Consider the following 15,818-nt stretch of genomic DNA (forward strand, 5'->3'; position numbering starts at 1 on the left):
CACCCACACGGTCGCCGGGCCCGTCCGCGCACTCCCCCGGCCCCGCCGGGCACTTGTGCGCACCCGAGCGAGAATTCCCCCGGCTTATCTGGTGTGCTTGGCCCCATGACGTCCAGTTCCACGCCCTCGGCCCCCTCGGGTCCGGAACCGACCCCGGGCTCCGGCACGGCCTCGGCCACGCCCCGGGCCTCGGCCTCCGCCTCCCACTCCGGCGGCGGCCGGGCCCCGGTGCGCAGGCTGGTCGCGCGGGGGCGTGGGGAGGAACACCGGGTCGCCTCACCGCTGGAACTCCTCTTCGACCTCTGCTTCGTGGTCGCCGTGGCCCAGGCGGGCGTCCAACTCGTGCACGCGGTCGCGGAGGCCCACGCGGCCGAGGGCATCGTGAACTACGCGATGGTCTTCTTCGCGATCTGGTGGGCCTGGATGAACTTCACCTGGTTCGCCTCGGCGTACGACAACGACGACGTGCCGTACCGACTGGTGACCCTCGTCCAGATCGCCGGGGTGCTGGTGCTCGCCGCCGGGGTCACCCGGGCCTTCGAGGACCACGACTGGCTGCTGGTCGTGCTCGGGTACGTGATCATGCGGCTGGCGATGACCGCGCAGTGGCTGCGGGCCGCGCGGACCGCGACGGGCGCCGAGCGGGGCACGGCACTGCGGTACGCGGCTGGTGTGGCGCTCTGCCAGGTCGGCTGGCTGGGGCTGCTGGTCCTCCCGGAGCCGGCCCGGCCGTGGCTGTTCCTGGTGATGGCGATCGCCGAACTGTCCGTCCCGGTGTTCGCGGAGAGAGGCTTCCAGACGTCCTGGCATCCGCATCACATCGCCGAGCGGTACGGCCTGTTCACCATCATCGTGCTCGGCGAGACGATCCTGGCGGCGACGGTCGCCGTGAAGTCCGCGGTGGACGACGAGGACGCGCTGGGCGAGCTGTTGCCGATCGCGTCGGGCGGCCTGCTGATCGTGTTCTCGGCGTGGTGGGTCTACTTCACCGTCCCCATCCACGGCCATCTGCGCTCCAGCAAGGAAAGCTTCCTGTGGGGTTACGGCCACTACCTGATCTTCGCCTCGGCGGCCGCGATCGGCGCCGGGCTGGAGGTCGCGGTGGAGCAGGCGGTGGGCAAGGCGCACATCTCCACACTGGCCGCGTCCGCCGCGGTGACCCTGCCGACGGCGCTGTATCTCCTCTCCGTGTGGGCCCTGCACGCCCGCCACTACAAGGTGGGCACGGCCCGGCAGGCCGTGCTGCCGCTCTCCGCGCTGGCCGTGGTCGTGTGCACGTTCCTGGGCCACTGGGCGGTCCTGACCGCGGGCGTCGTGGCCGCCGTGACGGTCGCGGCCGGGGTCGCACTCAGCGCCCGCGACCACCGTGCCGAGGAGACCCACAGGGACCTCGGGACGAGCCCGGCCCACGACACCCGTGACGCCCATGGCAGTTGACGCGCTCACCGACGTCGCCGGCCTGCGAGTCGGTCACGCCACCCGGGTCGGCGGGGGCTGGCTCACCGGGACCACGGTCGTGCTGGCCCCGGAGGGCGGCGCGGTCGCGGCCGTGGACGTGCGCGGGGGCGGGCCCGGCACCAAGGAGACGGACGCGCTCGACCCGCGCAACCTGGTGCAGAAGGTCGAGGCGGTGGTCCTGACCGGCGGCAGCGCGTACGGGCTGGACTCGGCGTCGGGTGTGATGGCCTGGCTGGAGGAGCGGGGGCGGGGCGTGCGGGTCGGCCGTGACCCGGCGCACGTGGTGCCGGTGGTGCCGGCGGCCTGTGTCTTCGACCTGGGCCGGGGCGGGGACTTCACAGCCAGACCCGATGCCGCGCTCGGCCGGGCCGCGGTCGAGGCGGCCGACGCGAGCGGGCCCGGCGCCCCGGTGGCGGAAGGCTGCGTGGGTGCCGGGACGGGGGCGACGGTCGGGCTCCTCAAGGGCGGCATCGGCACCGCGAGCACCGTGCTGGAGTCGGGCATCACGGTGGCCGCGCTGGTGGTGGCCAACGCGGCGGGCTCGGTGACGGATCCGGAGACGGGGGTGCTGTACGGGGAGCTGCTCCAGGGGCGTAGGGCGTATCCGGCGCCGGAGGTCCACGACAGAGCGCGGCGCCGGATCGCCGAGGCCGCCGCGGAGAGCCCCCCTCCCCCGATGAACACCACGCTGGCCGTGGTCGCGACCGACGCCGACCTGACCCGCGCCCAGGCCCAGAAGCTGGCCGGGACGGCGCACGACGGCATCGCCCGCGCCGTGCGTCCCGTGCATCTGCTCAACGACGGGGACACGGTGTTCACCCTGGCGACGGGCGCCCGCCCGCTGCCGCCGCAGGCCGGTCCCCTCGCACTGAACGAACTCCTTGCGGCGGGGGCGGACCTGGTGACGCGGGCGATCGTGCGGGCGGTGCGGGCGGCCGCGTCGGTGGACGGGCCGGGTGGTGTGTGGCCGTCGTACGGGGAGTTGTACGGAGAGACGTGAGGGGTGACGGGCGCGAGGAGGGCATGGGAGTCGTGGGGGCCATAGGACTCGTGGGGGTCATGGGGGTCATGGGGGTCATGGGGGTCATGGGGGTCATGGGGGTCATGGGGGTCAACGGGATCTGAGAGGTCGGTAGTTCCAGCGTTCCGGCGGTGCCGCCGGGGGCGATTGTCCCGGTTCTGTCACGTGATGCCGTCAGGCGGGAGTCAGGGGGAACCCTCTCGGCCACCGCTCGCTCTCTCTCCACGTACCGGAGCGGAGCACGTAGATCACGCGGATCACGCGGACGCGAAGAACCTGGAGCAGATCGTGACAAGGCCGAAGATTGCTGTACGGCAGGCACTGGGGACCTGTGCCGTGCTGGTGGTCGGTGCGCTGACCCTCACCGGCTGTGGCGGAGACGCCCAGGCCGACAACAAGAGTGGTGGCAAGGGGACTTCGGCCGAGGACGCGGTGGCGCGGATCACGATCTCGGCGAAGGACGGATCGACGGGCGCGTCCATCAACGCGACCGGGGTGAAGGTCAGCGGCGGCAAGCTGACCGAGGTGAAGATGACCGCCGTCGAGGGCGGCACGGCCGTGGCGGGCGAGATAGCCGCGGACGGGCGGTCCTGGAAGCCGAAGGAGCAGTTGGAGCGCGGTACGAAGTACCGGATCTCCGCGACCGCGAAGAGCGCCGCCGGGAAGACGGCGGCGGCGAACTCCATCTTCACGACCGTGTCGACGGCCAACAGCTTCATCGGGACGTACACCCCGGACAACGGCACCACGGTCGGGGTCGGGATGCCGGTGTCGTTCACCTTCGACAAGGCCATCACGGACAAGAAGGCCGTGCAGTCGCACATCAAGGTGACGTCGAGCAGTGGGCAGCAGGTGGTCGGGCACTGGTTCGGGGCGCAGCGTCTGGACTTCCGGCCCGAGGAGTACTGGAAGGCCGGGTCCAAGGTCACGATGAAGCTGGACCTGGACGGCGTGGAGGGCGCGAACGGCCTCTACGGCGTGCAGGACAAGACGGTCACCTTCACGGTCGGGCGCGCGCAGGTCTCCACGGTCGACGTGAACACGCAGACCATGACGGTCGAGCGGGACGGGAAGACGCTCAAGACCGTGCCGATCTCGGCGGGCGCCGCCGCGAACCCGACGTACAACGGCCAGATGGTGATCTCGGAGAAGTTCCGGCAGACGCGGATGAACGGGTCGACGGTGGGCTTCGGCGGCGAGTACGACATCTCGGACGTGCCGAACGCGATGCGGCTGACCACGTCGGGCACGTTCGTCCACGGCAACTACTGGTACAACCGGGGCAACCCGCCGTTCGGGCGTGAGGGCACGAGCCACGGGTGTATCGGCCTCGCGGACGCCCAGGGGGCGAACGGCGACACGCTCGGCAAGTGGTTCTTCGACAACTCCCTCGTCGGCGACGTGGTGATCGTCAAGAACTCCCCCGACAAGACGGTCGCGCCGGACAACGGCCTCAACGGCTGGAACATGCCGTGGAGCGAGTGGACGGCCGGAGACGGCATCTGACCACCCTGTTCTGTGAGTTCGTGGGGCCGCGCGGGAACAGACCGCGCGGCTCCCTCGTTTTACGGGCGTACGTTTTCTCGGTTCCCGGACATGATGTCCGACCGAGGGGCTACGGTATGCACCCACAAGGTGACATGCAGCAACGCCGGGAGAAACCTTGAGCGTTCCGTACGAGACGGCAGCGTACGAACCACCCGAGTCGCCCGAGTCTCCTGAGGAGCACCTCGCGCGGCTCCTCGGCCGCGCCCTGAACTCCTTCGAGCTGCCCGACGAGACGATTCGACAGCTCGACTGCGCCCTCGCGCACGACAGCTCACTGCACTCCGCGCACTACAGTTCGGGGCTGCACCGGGCGACGTACCGGCACACGTGGCTGCTGGCCGACGGTTCCGCCGTCACCCTGTGGGAGCTGGTGCACAACACGGCGCTCGGCAGCGAGATCCAGCACGAGGTGTACACGGACGACGAGGAGCTGCGGGCCGCCACCGCGCGCCTGCCGCTGCCGCCGGACGCCACCGACTTCGAGCTGCCCGCCGTGGTGGAGCTGGCGGCGTTCCCCGAGCCGCGCCACGAGTACGTGCCGGACGACTCGGCGGACCACGCCCGTCGGCTGCTGCGGCGCGCGGAGAACCCGGACCCTCCCGGGGACGAGCTCGCCACACTGCTGCTGCGCACCGCGTTCGCGCACGAGATCACCCAGGCCTTCGGACGCCCGCACCGTCCCGCGCGGCACGGCCGGCCCGGCTGGAGTTTCTCGCTCTACGAGCACGCGTTCCTGCTCACGGACGGGCAGGAGATCTCCCTGTGGGAGGTCGAGCACACGGCCACACCGGACGGACGCCACATGTGCGAGGTGTACGCGACGGAGGACGCGGCCCGGGACGCCATGGAGCGGCGGGCAGGGACGCTCGGCTAGGCCTTTCGGCTGGACGTTTCGGCTGGGCGTCGCGACTGGACGCCGCGGCCGGACCGGGCGGACGCTGCGGCCGGACCGGGCGGACGCCGCGGCCGGACCGGGCGGACGCTGCGGCCGGGCCGGGCGGTGACGGGCTCAGGCGAGGCGGTCGTCGCTGAACTGGCGGGCCAGGAACGCGAAGGCGTCCTGCTCCGCCGGGGTCAGCTCCACGTGCTCCACGTGGGGGCCCTTGCGGCGCTGGTGCGGCAGGCCCAGCAGGCGCTGCCCGCGCCGGCCGGTCAGGCCGGCGAAGCGGCCGCGGTGGACCTCGTGATCCCGGCTCAGTACGCGGACCAGCACGGCGACCCAGATGACCGACGCGAGGACGAGGGCGGCCAGGCCCAGAGGCTGGAGGATCGACACGTGCTCAGGCATGCCGTCCAGTAGACACCACCGGATGGGACTTTGAGCCCGGACCGTGACGTATCTCGCAGGTACGACGCACACGCCACACGGGCGGCAAAGGCACCCAAAGGGGCGCACGGCGCGGACGGGGCTCAAGGGGTGGACCGGGCGCACGGGGTGGACCGGGCGCACGGGGTGGACCGGGCGCACGGGGTGGACCGGGCGCACGGGGCGAAGACGCGTCAGGCCGCGACCCTCTGCCGAGCGGGGTCGCGGCCTGCGTACGGTCACGGGTTCAGGCCGCGACCGGCTCCTTCGTCTCCGCCGCGACCGCCGTGGGCGCGGACTCGGGCGCCGTGTCCGCCGGGGCCCTGCGCATGCCCTTCAGGAGGATGACCAGGCCGGCCGTGACCGCCGTACCGATCGCGATGGCCAGCAGGTAGAGGAGCGGCTTGCCGATCAGCGGGGTGACCCAGATGCCGCCGTGCGGGGCGCGCAGGGTCGAGCCGAAGGCCATGGCCAGCGCCCCGGTGACGGCGCCGCCCGCCATGGACGCCGGGATCACGCGCAGCGGGTCGGCCGCCGCGAAGGGGATCGCGCCCTCGGAGATGAACGAGGCGCCGAGCACCCAGGCCGCCTTGCCGTTCTCGCGCTCGGCGGTGGTGAACAGCTTCTTGCGGATCGTGGTGGCGAGCGCCATGCCCAGCGGCGGGACCATACCGGCCGCCATGACGGCCGCCATGATCTTCATCGCGGCGGGACTGGGGTCCTGCACGGCGATACCGGCGGTGGCGAAGGCGTACGCGACCTTGTTGACCGGGCCGCCCAGGTCGAAGCACATCATCAGGCCGAGGAGGACGCCGAGCAGGACGGCGTTGCTGCCGGAGAGGCCGCTCAGCCAGTCCGTCATGCCCTTCTGGGCCTCGGCGATGGGCTTGCCGATCACCACCAGCATCAGGAAGCCGACGACGAGCGACGAGACCAGCGGGATCACGACCACCGGCATGATGCCGCGCATCACCGGTGGGATCTTGATCCGCTGGATACCGAGGACGACCGCACCCGCGAGCAGACCGGCGACCAGACCGCCGAGGAAGCCTGCGTTGATGTTGGCGGCGATCATGCCGCCGACGAAGCCGGGGACCAGTCCCGGCCGGTCCGCCATGCCGTACGCGATGTATCCGGCGAGGACCGGGATCAGGAAGCCGAAGGCGACGGCGCCGATCTGGAACAGCAGGGCCGCCCAACTGTCGGCCTGGAGCCAGACGAAGTGCTCGGTGACCGGCTTGGCCTTGTTGATCTCCCAGCCGCCGATCGCGAAGCCCAGGGCGATCAGCAGACCGCCCGCCGCGACGAACGGGACCATGTAACTCACGCCGGACATCAGCCACTTGCGCAGCTTGGTGCCGTAGCCGTCGCCGGACTCGCCCGCCCGGTCGACGGGGGTTCCGGGCCGGGCGGCGGCCGTGACCTCGCCGCGCTCGGCCTTCTGGCGGACCTCGGCGATCAGTGCGCCGGGGCGGCTGATGCCCGCCTTCACTCCGACGTCGACGGTGGGCTTCCCGGCGAACCGGTCCTTCTCCCGTACGGGCACGTCGTGGGCGAAGATCACGCCGTCGGCGGCGGCGATGACGGCCGGGTCGAGGCGGGAGAAGCCGGCCGAGCCCTGCGTCTCGACGACGATCTCCACGTCACCGGCGTCCCGGCCCGCGTTCTCCAGCGACTCGGCGGCCATATAGGTGTGCGCGATGCCGGTGGGGCAGGAGGTGACGGCGACGATACGGAACGGGCGGGCCTCGACGGTCTCCTGCGGGGCGACCTCCTGGGGATCGACCTCCTGGGGATCGACCTCCTGGGGATCGACCTCCTCGGCAGTCGGTGCCGGGGTCGTGCTGACCGCGGCGGCGTCGGGGGAGGCCGTTCCGCCCGACGCCGCCGCGGAGTCTTCGGTGCCCTCGGTCGCGTCGTCGCCCCGGATGAGCGCGGCGGCGCGGCCCGCGTCGTCCACGGCGCGCAGGGCGTCCGTGAACTCGGTGTTCATCAGCTGACGGGCGAGGGAGGAGAGGATCGTGAGGTGGGCGTCGTCCGCGCCCGCCGGGGCGGCGATGAGGAAGATCAGGTCGGCGGGGCCGTCGGGTGCGCCGAAGTCGACGCCGGCCGCGCTACGGCCGAAGGCAAGGGTCGGCTCGGTGACGTGCGCGCTGCGGCAGTGCGGGATGCCGATGCCGCCGTCGAGGCCGGTCGGCATCTGCGCCTCACGGGCGGCCACGTCGGCGAGGAAGCCGTCCAGGTCGGTGACCCGGCCCTTCGCGACCATGCGCTCGGCGAGGGCACGCGCCGCCGCTTCCTTCGTATCGGCGGACAGGTCGAGGTCGACCAGATCCGCGGTGATCATCTCGCTCATCGCGGGCTCCTTCGCACGCGTATCGCCCGGGGGATGTGGCGGGCGGGGGTGGGGAGGGAAGGGTGGGAGGCCCGGGCCTGGAGGGACGGCCGGGGGTGGAGTCGGTGTGCGGTGGTGGGTAACGCAAAACGAAGGTTCGTTCGCGGGGCGCCGGGGAGGACGGCGGGGCAGGGCGCAGGCCCGTTCGCGCGGTGGTAGCCAAAACGAGCGTTCGTTCGCGAGCCACCGGGGAGGGCGAGGCACAGCGCAGGCAGGTTCACGCGACGGAAGGTAAAACGAACGTTCATTCCCGACCGTCCCCTCATCACGTCACCCTCTCCCTCAGCACCCGGTCCGCCGGTACCTCCGCCGTCACCGTCACCGCCGCCGGGTCCAGGTCGCGCGGGGTCGGCATGACGCTGCCCGGGAGCTGGACGGCGGCGGCGCCGTGGGCGACGGCGGAGGCGAGGGCTTCGGGGCCATGGCCGCCGGCGATGAGGAAACCGGCGAGGGAGGAGTCGCCGGCGCCGACGTTGCTGCGGACGGCGTCGACGCGGGCGGTGCCGAACCAGGCGCCCGAGGCGTCGACGAGGAGCTGACCGTCGGCGCCGAGACTGGCCAGTACCGCGTCGGCGCCCATCTCGCGGAGTTCCTCCGCGGCCTTGACGGCGTCGCCGACCGTGGCGAGGGGCCGGCCCACGGCTTCGGCGAGTTCCTCGGCGTTGGGCTTGACGACGTCCGGGCGTTCGCGGAGTGCGGCGAGGAGGGCCGGGCCGGAGGTGTCCAGGGCGATGCGGGCGCCGGCCGCGTGGGCGCGGGCGACGAGTTCGGCGTACCAGGACGGGGCGAGGCCGCGCGGGAGGCTGCCGCAGCAGGCGATCCAGGAGGCGTCGGTGGACTGGGCGCGGACGGTCTCCAGGAGCAGCTCGCGCTCGGGGGCGGACAGTTCGGGGCCGGGCGCGTTGATCTTCGTCAGGACGCCGTCGGCCTCCGCGAGGGCGATGTTGGAGCGGGTGGCCCCGGCCACCGGCACTCGGGCGACCTCGATGCCCTGCGCGGCGAGCAGGTCGGCGACCAGCGCGCCCGGTGCTCCGCCGAGGGGCAGTACGGCCACCGTGCGCCGGCCCGCGGCGGCGACCGCCCGGGAGACGTTGACGCCCTTGCCTCCCGGGTCCATGCGCTCGCCGGTGGCCCGGATGACCTCGCCGCGGTCGAGGGAGGGGACCTCGTAGGTGCGGTCGAGGGACGGGTTCGGGGTGACGGTGAGGATCATGAGTGGTCTTTCCGGCCGACGGATGCGGTGGAGCCACCGGCGGGTGCGGCGCCCGGGACGCGCAGCACCTCGGTGCCCTTGCGCTCGATGGTGAGGGCGTCCTCGGGGTTCAGCCCGCTGTCGGTGATGAGCAGGTCCACGTCGCTCAGGTCGCCGAAGCGGGCGAAGTGCTCCTGGCCGTGCTTGGAGGAGTCGGCGAGCAGCACCACGCGGCGGGCGGCGGCCACCGCCGCGCGCTTGACGGCGGCCTCGGCGAGGTCGGGCGTGGTCAGGCCGTGGTCGACGGAGAAGCCGTTGGCGGCCACGAAGAGGACGTCGGCGCGGATCTCGCCGTAGGCCCGCAGTGCCCAGGCGTCCACGGCGGCGCGGGTGCGGGTGCGGACACGGCCGCCGACCAGATGGAGCTGGATGCCCGGGTGGTCGGCGAGGCGGGCCGCGATCGGCAGGCTGTGCGTGACCGCGGTGAGGGCGGCCTCCAGCGGGATGGCGGCGGCGAGGCGCGCGATCGTCGTACCGGCGTCGAGGAGGATCGTGCCGTCGCCCGGCAGTTCGGCGAGCGCGGCCTGGGCGATGCGGTCCTTCTCGTCGGCGGCGGTGCCCTCGCGTTCGGCGAGGTCGGGCTCGAAGTCCAGACGGCCGGCGGGGATCGCGCCGCCGTGCACCCGCTGGACGAGGCCGGCGCGGTCGAGGGCCTTCAGATCCCGGCGGATCGTCTCGGCCGTGACCTGGAACTGCTCGGCCAGCGACACCACGTCCACCCGGCCGCCGTCACGCGCGAGCCGGAGGATCTCCTGCTGCCGCTCGGGTGCGTACATGTCCGTTCGCCTCCGACTGGTGCCCGATTCTGTGGTTTCGCTCGGGAGACTACGCCGGGATGTCCGGAAAGTAAACAGGTTCGGGGCGGTTCGGGACACCAAGGCGGACATGAATGGGCATGAGCGGGCGTGATCGGGCATGACCGGACGCACGACGGGAGCGGGACCCGGCCCCCAAGGGTGCCCGGCCCCGCTCCCACTCCCGTTCACCTTCGCCTTTCGCCGTTCACCCTTCGGCTTCCGGCTTCCGGCTTCCGGCTTCCGGCTTCCGGCTTCCGGCTTCCGGCTTCCGGCGAGCAGACCCTCCGCCGGTCAGCGCACCGGCTCACCGACCTCCACGGACACCGGCTCATCGCCTCGCACGGACACCGGCTCATCGCCTCGCACGGACGTCGGTTCGTCGCTCCCTACGGGCACCGACGCACCCGTCTCCGCCGCGGCGCGTGCCGGCAGGGCGAACATCAGCAGGAAGATCGCGAGCAGGACCGCGGCCACCCAGCCGAGCGCGTACTCGAAGGCGTCGACGAAGGCGGGGCCGATGTCGGTCGGGGCGAGGTGGTCGTCCATGACACCGAAGAAGACGACGGCGACGAGGCCGAGTCCCAGTGCGTTGCCCATCTGCTGGACCGTGCTGATCAGCCCGGACGCGGACCCGGCGTGCTCACGCGGCACTCCGGAGAGGATCGCGTCGGTCAGCGGGGCGACGATGAGGCCCATGCCCGCGCCCATCACGACCAGCGGGAACGCCATCTGCCAGGGGGTGATGGCGAGGCCGTACCGTACGGACTCGGCCAGGTACAACAGCACTCCGGCCGCCATCAGCAGCGCGCCCGCCTGGAGGACCTTGCGTCCGAAGCGCGGGACGAGCTTCTGGACCGAGACGCCGGCGGCGACCGACACCGCGAGGGAGAACGGCACACCGGTGAGGCCGGCCCGCAGGACGCTCCAGCCGAGGCCGGTCTGGAGGTAGAGCGTCCAGACGAGGAAGAAGACACCGAGGGCGACGCCGAAGACGGTCTGCACGGCGATGCCCGCCGCGAAGCTCTTCACCCGGAACAACGACAGCTCGATGAGCGGGGACCCGTCGCGCACGGTCTTGCGTCGCTCGTACGCCACCAGCGCCGCGAACACGGCGAGCGAGCCGGCCATCGAGACGTACCCCCACAGCGGCCAGCCCAGTTCCCGGCCCCGGGTGAGCGGGTAGAGCAGCATCAGCAGGGCGGCGGTGACCAGGGCGACGCCTACGAGGTCCAGCTTCAGGGCGTGCGGGGCCTTGGACTCGGTGATGAAACGGCGGCCCAGGATCAGGGCCGCGACGCCGACCGGAAGGTTGATCAGGAAGATCGCCCGCCACTCGAGGCCGAGCGGGTTCCACTCGATGAGCAGCGCGCCGAGCAGCGGGCCGGAGACCGCGCCGAGGCCGACGATCGCGCCGAACAGCCCGAAGACCTTGCCGCGTTCGTGTGCCGGGAAGGTCGCGTGCACGATCGACAGCACCTGCGGCACCATCAGCGCGGCGGTCGCACCCTGCGCGAGCCTCGCCGCCACCAGCATCTCCGGGTTCGCGGCGAGGCCGCACAGTGCGGAGGCGACCGTGAAACCGCCGATGCCGAGGAGGAAGATCCGCCGACGGCCGTGGATGTCGCCGAGCCTGCCGCCGGTGACGAGGCCCGCGGCGAAGGCGAGGGCGTAGCCGGCGGTGATCCACTGGATCTGGCTGAACGAGGCGTTCTCGCCCTGCTTGATGGAGGGGATCGCGATGTTGACGATGGTGACGTCGACGAGGTCCATGAAGGCGGCCGTCATGACGATGGCGAGGGCGATCCACCGCCGTCGGTCGGCGTCGGCCGCTGCGGGTGCGGGTGCGGGGAGCGCCGTTTCGGTGACTGTGGTCGGGTCACTGGCGGTGGATCGGGGCTGGTCGCGCAGTTCCCCGTGCCCCTTCGGGGCGCTCGTTGTCGAGGTCATGCTTTGAAGGTAGAGGTCGAGTAGGTCAGATCATGTCCTACTTCTGCGGCATCCTCGCTCCATGACTACGGACACCCCGGCGCGGCTCCTTCAGCTCCTCTCCCTCCTCCAGACGCCCCGCGAGTGGCCCGGCGGTGAACTCGCCGACCGGCTCCGGGTCTCACGGCGGACCGTTCGCCGTGACGTCGACCGGCTGCGCGAGCTGGGCTATCCGGTGCAGGCGACCATGGGGGCCGAGGGCGGGTACCGGCTGGTGGCGGGGAAGGCGATGCCCCCACTCGTGCTGGACGACGAGGAGGCCGTGGCCATAGCGGTGGGGCTGCGGGCCGGGGCCGGGCACGCGGTGGAGGGCGTGGAGGAGGCGTCGGTACGAGCCCTCGCCAAGCTCGAACAGGTGCTGCCGTCGCGGTTGCGCCACCGGGTCTCCACGCTGCAGGCCGCCACCACCCCCCTGACCAGCGGCGACGGGGCGACGGTCGCGCCCGAGACGCTGACTGTGATGGCCTCGGCGGTGGCGGGCCAGGAGCGGCTGCGCTTCGCCTACCGTTCCGGTGACGGCACCGACTCGCGGCGCCACTGCGAGCCGTACCGGCTCGTCTCGACCGGCCGCCGCTGGTATCTCGTCGCGTACGACCTCGACCGCGCCGACTGGCGCACCTTCCGGGTCGACCGGGTCGAGGAGCCCTTCGCCACGGGCGCCCGGTTCGCGCCGCGCGAGTTGCCGACGGGGAGCGCGGAGGAGTTTCTGCGGCAGTCGATGTACCGGAGGCAGGAGACGTTCGCGGTCGACGTCACCTTCGCCGCGCCGGCCGAGGTCATCGCGGCCCGGGTGCCCCACTGGCTGGGTACGCCCGAACCCGTCGACGAGCACAGCTGCCGGCTGCGGGCCTCGGTCGGCGACTCCGTGGAGTGGCTGGCCATGCGGCTGGCCGTGGTCGACTGCGCGTTCACCGTGCACGGGCCGCCGGAACTGGTGGGATACGTAAGGGAGTTGGGCGCGCGGCTGACCCGGGCGGCCGGCGGGGCCGAGGAGTGAGGCCCGCGGTGCCGGTTCCGTGAGCGATGTCGGATCCGTGAGCGGTGCCGGATCCGTGAGCGGTGCCGGATCCGCGAGCGGTACCGGGTCCGCGAGCGATGCCGGATCCGCGAGCGATGCCAATTCCGTGCGCGGTGCCGGTTCGGCGAGCAGTGCCGGTTCCGCGAGCGCCGCCCTGACGTGCGGGTTCGGCAGAAGGGCCCCTGTGGCACAATCTGCCGTTCGGGTCACCCCGGGGTTCAGGTCCGGGGTGGCCCTTCGGTCTGCCCGGCCCGGCCGCGACACGGCCACCAGCCCGGCCCGCCACGGAAAGAAGCCGGGCTTCGGCGCCAGGGGGGGAGGCGCCGAAGCCCGGCTCTCGGAGAGTCCCGGCGCTGGGGGGAGAGCGTCGGGACTTGGCTTCGGATGGTCTCGGTGCGGTCGGGGGTCCTGCGGTGGAGTCCCGGGGGGCGGGGCCACGGCAGGGCGCTTCGGGTGGTGACGGCTTACGGCGTACGGCGGTGCGGGCTGGCTCAGGTGTCGCTTCGGTGGGCGCTGTACCCCCGACTCCCTCGAACTCCGGGTCCCGGGCCTGACGGCTCCGGGCCCGGGGAAGTCGTGGGCCCGGAAGACTTGTGCCCCGGGAACGGGGAGTTGAAGCGGCGTAGTACGGCCAACTGGCGGCACGGAAACGGCCAAGTCGTGGCCGGCGTACGTCGGTACACCGGGCCAAGCCCCGTGGCGGCCCCAGGGGTTGGGCCGTACGGGGTCTGTGGTCCGTACCCGGCGATGGTCGCCGTTCTGCTCCTCGAACGAGTTGGCCGGGGGGTCAGGCGACCGCGTCGAAGCCCGTGTCGCGGGCCAGCTTCTTCAGTTCGAGCAGGGCGTGCTTCTCGATCTGGCGGATCCGCTCGCGGGTGAGCCCGTGTTCCTTGCCGACCTCGGTGAGGGTGCGCTCGCGGCCGTCCTCGATGCCGTACCGCATCTTGATGATGGACGCGGTGCGCTGGTCGAGGCGCCCGATGAGGTCGTCCAGCTCCTCGCTGCGCAGCAGCGTGAGCACGGACTGCTCGGGCGAGACCGCGGAGGTGTCCTCCAGGAGGTCGCCGAACTGCGTGTCGCCGTCGTCGTCCACCGACATGTTCAGCGAGACCGGGTCGCGGGCCCAGTCGAGGACGTCGGTGACACGATCCGCGTTGGAACCCAGCTCGGCGGCGATCTCGGCGGGCTCGGGGTCGCGCCCGTGCTCGCGGTTGAACTCACGCTGCACACGGCGGATCCGGCCCAGCTCCTCGACCAGGTGGACGGGCAGCCGGATGGTGCGCGACTGGTCCGCGATCGACCGGGTGATGGCCTGACGGATCCACCAGGTGGCGTACGTCGAGAACTTGAAGCCCTTGCGGTAGTCGAACTTCTCCACCGCGCGGACCAGGCCCGCGTTCCCCTCCTGGATGAGGTCGAGCAGGGGCAGGCCACTGCGCGGATAGCGCCGGGCGACAGCCACGACGAGGCGCAGGTTGGACCGTATGAAGACGTCCTTGGCCCGCTCGCTGTCGGCGACGAGGGCTTCGAGCTCTTCGCGGGTCGCGTCCGCCTTGGCCTCCTCATCGCCGTCGAGGATCTGCTGGGCGAACACACCCGCCTCGATGACCTGGGACAGCTCGACTTCCTTGGCGGCGTCGAGCAGCGGTGTACGCGCGATCTCGTCGAGGTACATGCCGACCAGGTCGCGGTCGGCGATCTCGCCGCCAGAGGCGCGAACGCTGCGAGCCGCGTCGGTCCGGCCGGAGGCGGACGAACGACGAGCGGCGACGGCACGGGTTGCCATGCGTGCTCCCTTGCGATGGTGGGCTGGCAGGGTCGTATCGGGTCCTACGTGTGTCTCGATGCGGCCGCTCGGACACTCTCCCGAGTGCCCTGCTTCCGAAGGAAACAACGACTGGAATCAGGACAGAATTCCCCACCGGTCCCACTATTTTTCTGATCTTGCAGTACCCTGTGCCGCCGCAGGAGGAGGCGAGATGTCCGGAGAGTCCGCAGAGGTGCAGGTCAGACCAGGAGTCGAGACCGACCTCGCCGCCCTCACCGACCTCTACAACCACTATGTCCGTGAGACGCCCATCACATTCGATACCGCTGTCTTCACTGCGGAAGAGCGCCGCCCTTGGCTGCTCTCCCACCCTGAAGACGGCCCGCACCGCCTGATGGTTGCCACCGCGAAGGACTCACAGCGGATTCTGGGGTACGCCACGAGCAGCGCGTTTCGCGGGAAACCGGCGTACGACACCTCGGTGGAGGTGTCGGTGTACCTCGCCCCGGACGCGGGCGGCCGGGGCGTGGGCACGCTGCTGTACACGGCCCTTTTCGAGGCACTCGCCGACGAGAGCGTCCATCGCGCCTACGCCGGGATCGCCCAGCCGAACGAGGCGTCGACGCGGCTGCACGAGCGGTTCGGGTTCCGGTACGTCGGCACGTATCGGGAGGTCGGGCGGAAGTTCGGGCGGTACTGGGATGTGGCCTGGTACGAGAAGAGGCTCGACGAGACAGAACGTCTCGGGCGCATGGGGCCGGAGCGTTGAAGGCCGGGCTGCTACTCGGCGGGCCTGGGCTCAGCGGGTAGGGACTCGGTCGGCAAGGGGCGTTCGGTGGAGGGGGACTCGGTAGACGGGGACTCGGTGGACGGGAACTCGGTGGACGGGAACTCGGTGGTCAAGGACTCGGCGGGCAGGGACTCCCTCATCGCCTTGGCCGTGGCGGTGGGGTCGTAGCCCTCGGGTACCCCTTCGACCAGGATGATGTCGCCCGTGATGTGCCGTGAGCGCAAAGGGGCGATCTCCTGGTACGCGGGCGAGTCCCACCAGCTCCGCGCCTCGGCGATCCCGGGGAAGCCGATCACCACGACGGCTCCCGGCCAGTTCCCCTCCTTCACCTCGTGCCGGGCGACGTGTACGAGGAAGCGGCCGCCGTACGGCTCGAAGGTGGCGGGGATGCGCTCGATGTACTCGGCGATCTCCGGGTGCGGGGCGGCGTCCCTGAGGTGGGCTATGGCGTACGCGGGCATGAGGGGGTCCTTCCCGGT

Annotated in this window: 12 protein-coding genes and 1 pseudogene; 6 read left to right on the forward strand and 7 right to left on the reverse strand. The window is 71.8% G+C overall.

Annotated elements, in window-relative coordinates; translation table 11 throughout:
• Window positions 1-105: 105 nt before the first annotated feature.
• The 4 genes from H4687_RS20155 to H4687_RS20170 all read left to right on the forward strand — a co-directional run bounded on the left by H4687_RS20155 (window position 106) and on the right by H4687_RS20170 (window position 4,901).
• On the forward strand, window positions 106-1,437 hold the full coding sequence (locus tag H4687_RS20155; RefSeq protein WP_046917874.1) for a low temperature requirement protein A: 1,332 nt from the start codon (window positions 106-108) through the stop codon (window positions 1,435-1,437).
• Window positions 1,427-2,458, forward strand: a complete 1,032-nt coding sequence (locus tag H4687_RS20160; RefSeq protein ID WP_046917875.1) for a P1 family peptidase — start codon at window positions 1,427-1,429, stop codon at window positions 2,456-2,458. Before H4687_RS20155 ends, H4687_RS20160 begins: the two co-directional genes overlap by 11 nt.
• A 309-nt stretch (window positions 2,459-2,767) precedes the next feature.
• Window positions 2,768-3,985, forward strand: coding sequence for a L,D-transpeptidase (locus tag H4687_RS20165; protein ID WP_046920132.1), 1,218 nt, complete (start codon window positions 2,768-2,770; stop codon window positions 3,983-3,985).
• A gap of 157 nt (window positions 3,986-4,142) precedes the next feature.
• A complete protein-coding gene (locus tag H4687_RS20170) occupies window positions 4,143-4,901 on the forward strand; it encodes a DUF6227 family protein (RefSeq protein WP_046920133.1) in 759 nt (252 codons plus the stop codon).
• A gap of 135 nt (window positions 4,902-5,036) precedes the next feature.
• Here the strand turns inward: H4687_RS20170 and H4687_RS20175 are convergent, their stop codons facing one another.
• The 5 genes from H4687_RS20175 to H4687_RS20200 form a co-directional block, all read right to left on the reverse strand.
• The gene (locus H4687_RS20175) at window positions 5,037-5,315 is read right to left on the reverse strand and encodes a hypothetical protein (protein ID WP_046920134.1); all 279 of its coding nucleotides are present in this window, start codon (window positions 5,313-5,315) and stop codon (window positions 5,037-5,039) included.
• A 265-nt stretch (window positions 5,316-5,580) separates the two neighbouring features.
• The gene (locus H4687_RS20185; RefSeq protein WP_192781698.1) at window positions 5,581-7,689 is read right to left on the reverse strand and encodes a PTS fructose transporter subunit IIABC; all 2,109 of its coding nucleotides are present in this window, start codon (window positions 7,687-7,689) and stop codon (window positions 5,581-5,583) included.
• 304 nt (window positions 7,690-7,993) lie between these two features.
• Window positions 7,994-8,941 carry a 1-phosphofructokinase gene (pfkB, locus tag H4687_RS20190; protein WP_046914725.1) on the reverse strand — a complete coding sequence of 316 codons (948 nt, stop codon included), beginning with the start codon at window positions 8,939-8,941 and terminating at the stop codon, window positions 7,994-7,996.
• The gene (locus H4687_RS20195; RefSeq protein ID WP_046914724.1) at window positions 8,938-9,756 is read right to left on the reverse strand and encodes a DeoR/GlpR family DNA-binding transcription regulator; all 819 of its coding nucleotides are present in this window, start codon (window positions 9,754-9,756) and stop codon (window positions 8,938-8,940) included. The genes pfkB and H4687_RS20195 overlap by 4 nt, the downstream gene beginning before the upstream one ends.
• Before the next feature lie 312 nt (window positions 9,757-10,068).
• Window positions 10,069-11,724 (reverse strand): MFS transporter, encoded by a 1,656-nt coding sequence (locus tag H4687_RS20200; RefSeq protein ID WP_046914723.1) that lies wholly within the window; start codon window positions 11,722-11,724, stop codon window positions 10,069-10,071.
• A gap of 61 nt (window positions 11,725-11,785) precedes the next feature.
• Between H4687_RS20200 and H4687_RS20205 the strand changes: the two genes are divergently transcribed.
• Window positions 11,786-12,760 (forward strand): helix-turn-helix transcriptional regulator, encoded by a 975-nt coding sequence (locus tag H4687_RS20205; protein ID WP_046914722.1) that lies wholly within the window; start codon window positions 11,786-11,788, stop codon window positions 12,758-12,760.
• A gap of 808 nt (window positions 12,761-13,568) precedes the next feature.
• Here the strand turns inward: H4687_RS20205 and H4687_RS20210 are convergent.
• Complete coding sequence (locus tag H4687_RS20210; protein WP_046914721.1) at window positions 13,569-14,567, reverse strand: sigma-70 family RNA polymerase sigma factor; 999 nt, start codon at window positions 14,565-14,567, stop codon at window positions 13,569-13,571.
• 193 nt (window positions 14,568-14,760) lie between these two features.
• On the opposite strand from H4687_RS20210, the gene H4687_RS20215 reads away from it, so the two are divergent.
• Window positions 14,761-15,318 carry a GNAT family N-acetyltransferase gene (locus tag H4687_RS20215; protein WP_046914720.1) on the forward strand — a complete coding sequence of 186 codons (558 nt, stop codon included), beginning with the start codon at window positions 14,761-14,763 and terminating at the stop codon, window positions 15,316-15,318.
• Window positions 15,319-15,458: 140 nt separating this feature from the next.
• On the opposite strand, the pseudogene H4687_RS20220 reads toward H4687_RS20215, so the two are convergent.
• Window positions 15,459-15,800, reverse strand: a pseudogene (locus H4687_RS20220) (DUF1330 domain-containing protein); the annotation flags it as partial.
• Window positions 15,801-15,818 lie beyond the last annotated feature (18 nt).

Origin of the sequence: Streptomyces stelliscabiei, assembly GCF_014873495.1 — a bacterium.
Lineage (GTDB): Bacteria > Actinomycetota > Actinomycetes > Streptomycetales > Streptomycetaceae > Streptomyces > Streptomyces bottropensis.

Bases quoted from the DNA above. Each gene is read 5' to 3' on its own strand.
- H4687_RS20200 (WP_046914723.1), bottom strand. From the start codon at position 11,724: ATGACCTCGACAACGAGCGCCCCGAAGGGGCACGGGGAACTGCGCGAC.
- H4687_RS20175 (WP_046920134.1), bottom strand. From the start codon at position 5,315: ATGCCTGAGCACGTGTCGATCCTCCAGCCTCTGGGCCTGGCCGCCCTC.
- H4687_RS20215 (WP_046914720.1), top strand. From the start codon at position 14,761: ATGTCCGGAGAGTCCGCAGAGGTGCAGGTCAGACCAGGAGTCGAGACC.
- H4687_RS20155 (WP_046917874.1), top strand. From the start codon at position 106: ATGACGTCCAGTTCCACGCCCTCGGCCCCCTCGGGTCCGGAACCGACC.
- H4687_RS20210 (WP_046914721.1), bottom strand. From the start codon at position 14,567: ATGGCAACCCGTGCCGTCGCCGCTCGTCGTTCGTCCGCCTCCGGCCGG.
- pfkB (WP_046914725.1), bottom strand. From the start codon at position 8,941: ATGATCCTCACCGTCACCCCGAACCCGTCCCTCGACCGCACCTACGAG.
- H4687_RS20205 (WP_046914722.1), top strand. From the start codon at position 11,786: ATGACTACGGACACCCCGGCGCGGCTCCTTCAGCTCCTCTCCCTCCTC.
- H4687_RS20185 (WP_192781698.1), bottom strand. From the start codon at position 7,689: ATGAGCGAGATGATCACCGCGGATCTGGTCGACCTCGACCTGTCCGCC.
- H4687_RS20160 (WP_046917875.1), top strand. From the start codon at position 1,427: ATGGCAGTTGACGCGCTCACCGACGTCGCCGGCCTGCGAGTCGGTCAC.
- H4687_RS20195 (WP_046914724.1), bottom strand. From the start codon at position 9,756: ATGTACGCACCCGAGCGGCAGCAGGAGATCCTCCGGCTCGCGCGTGAC.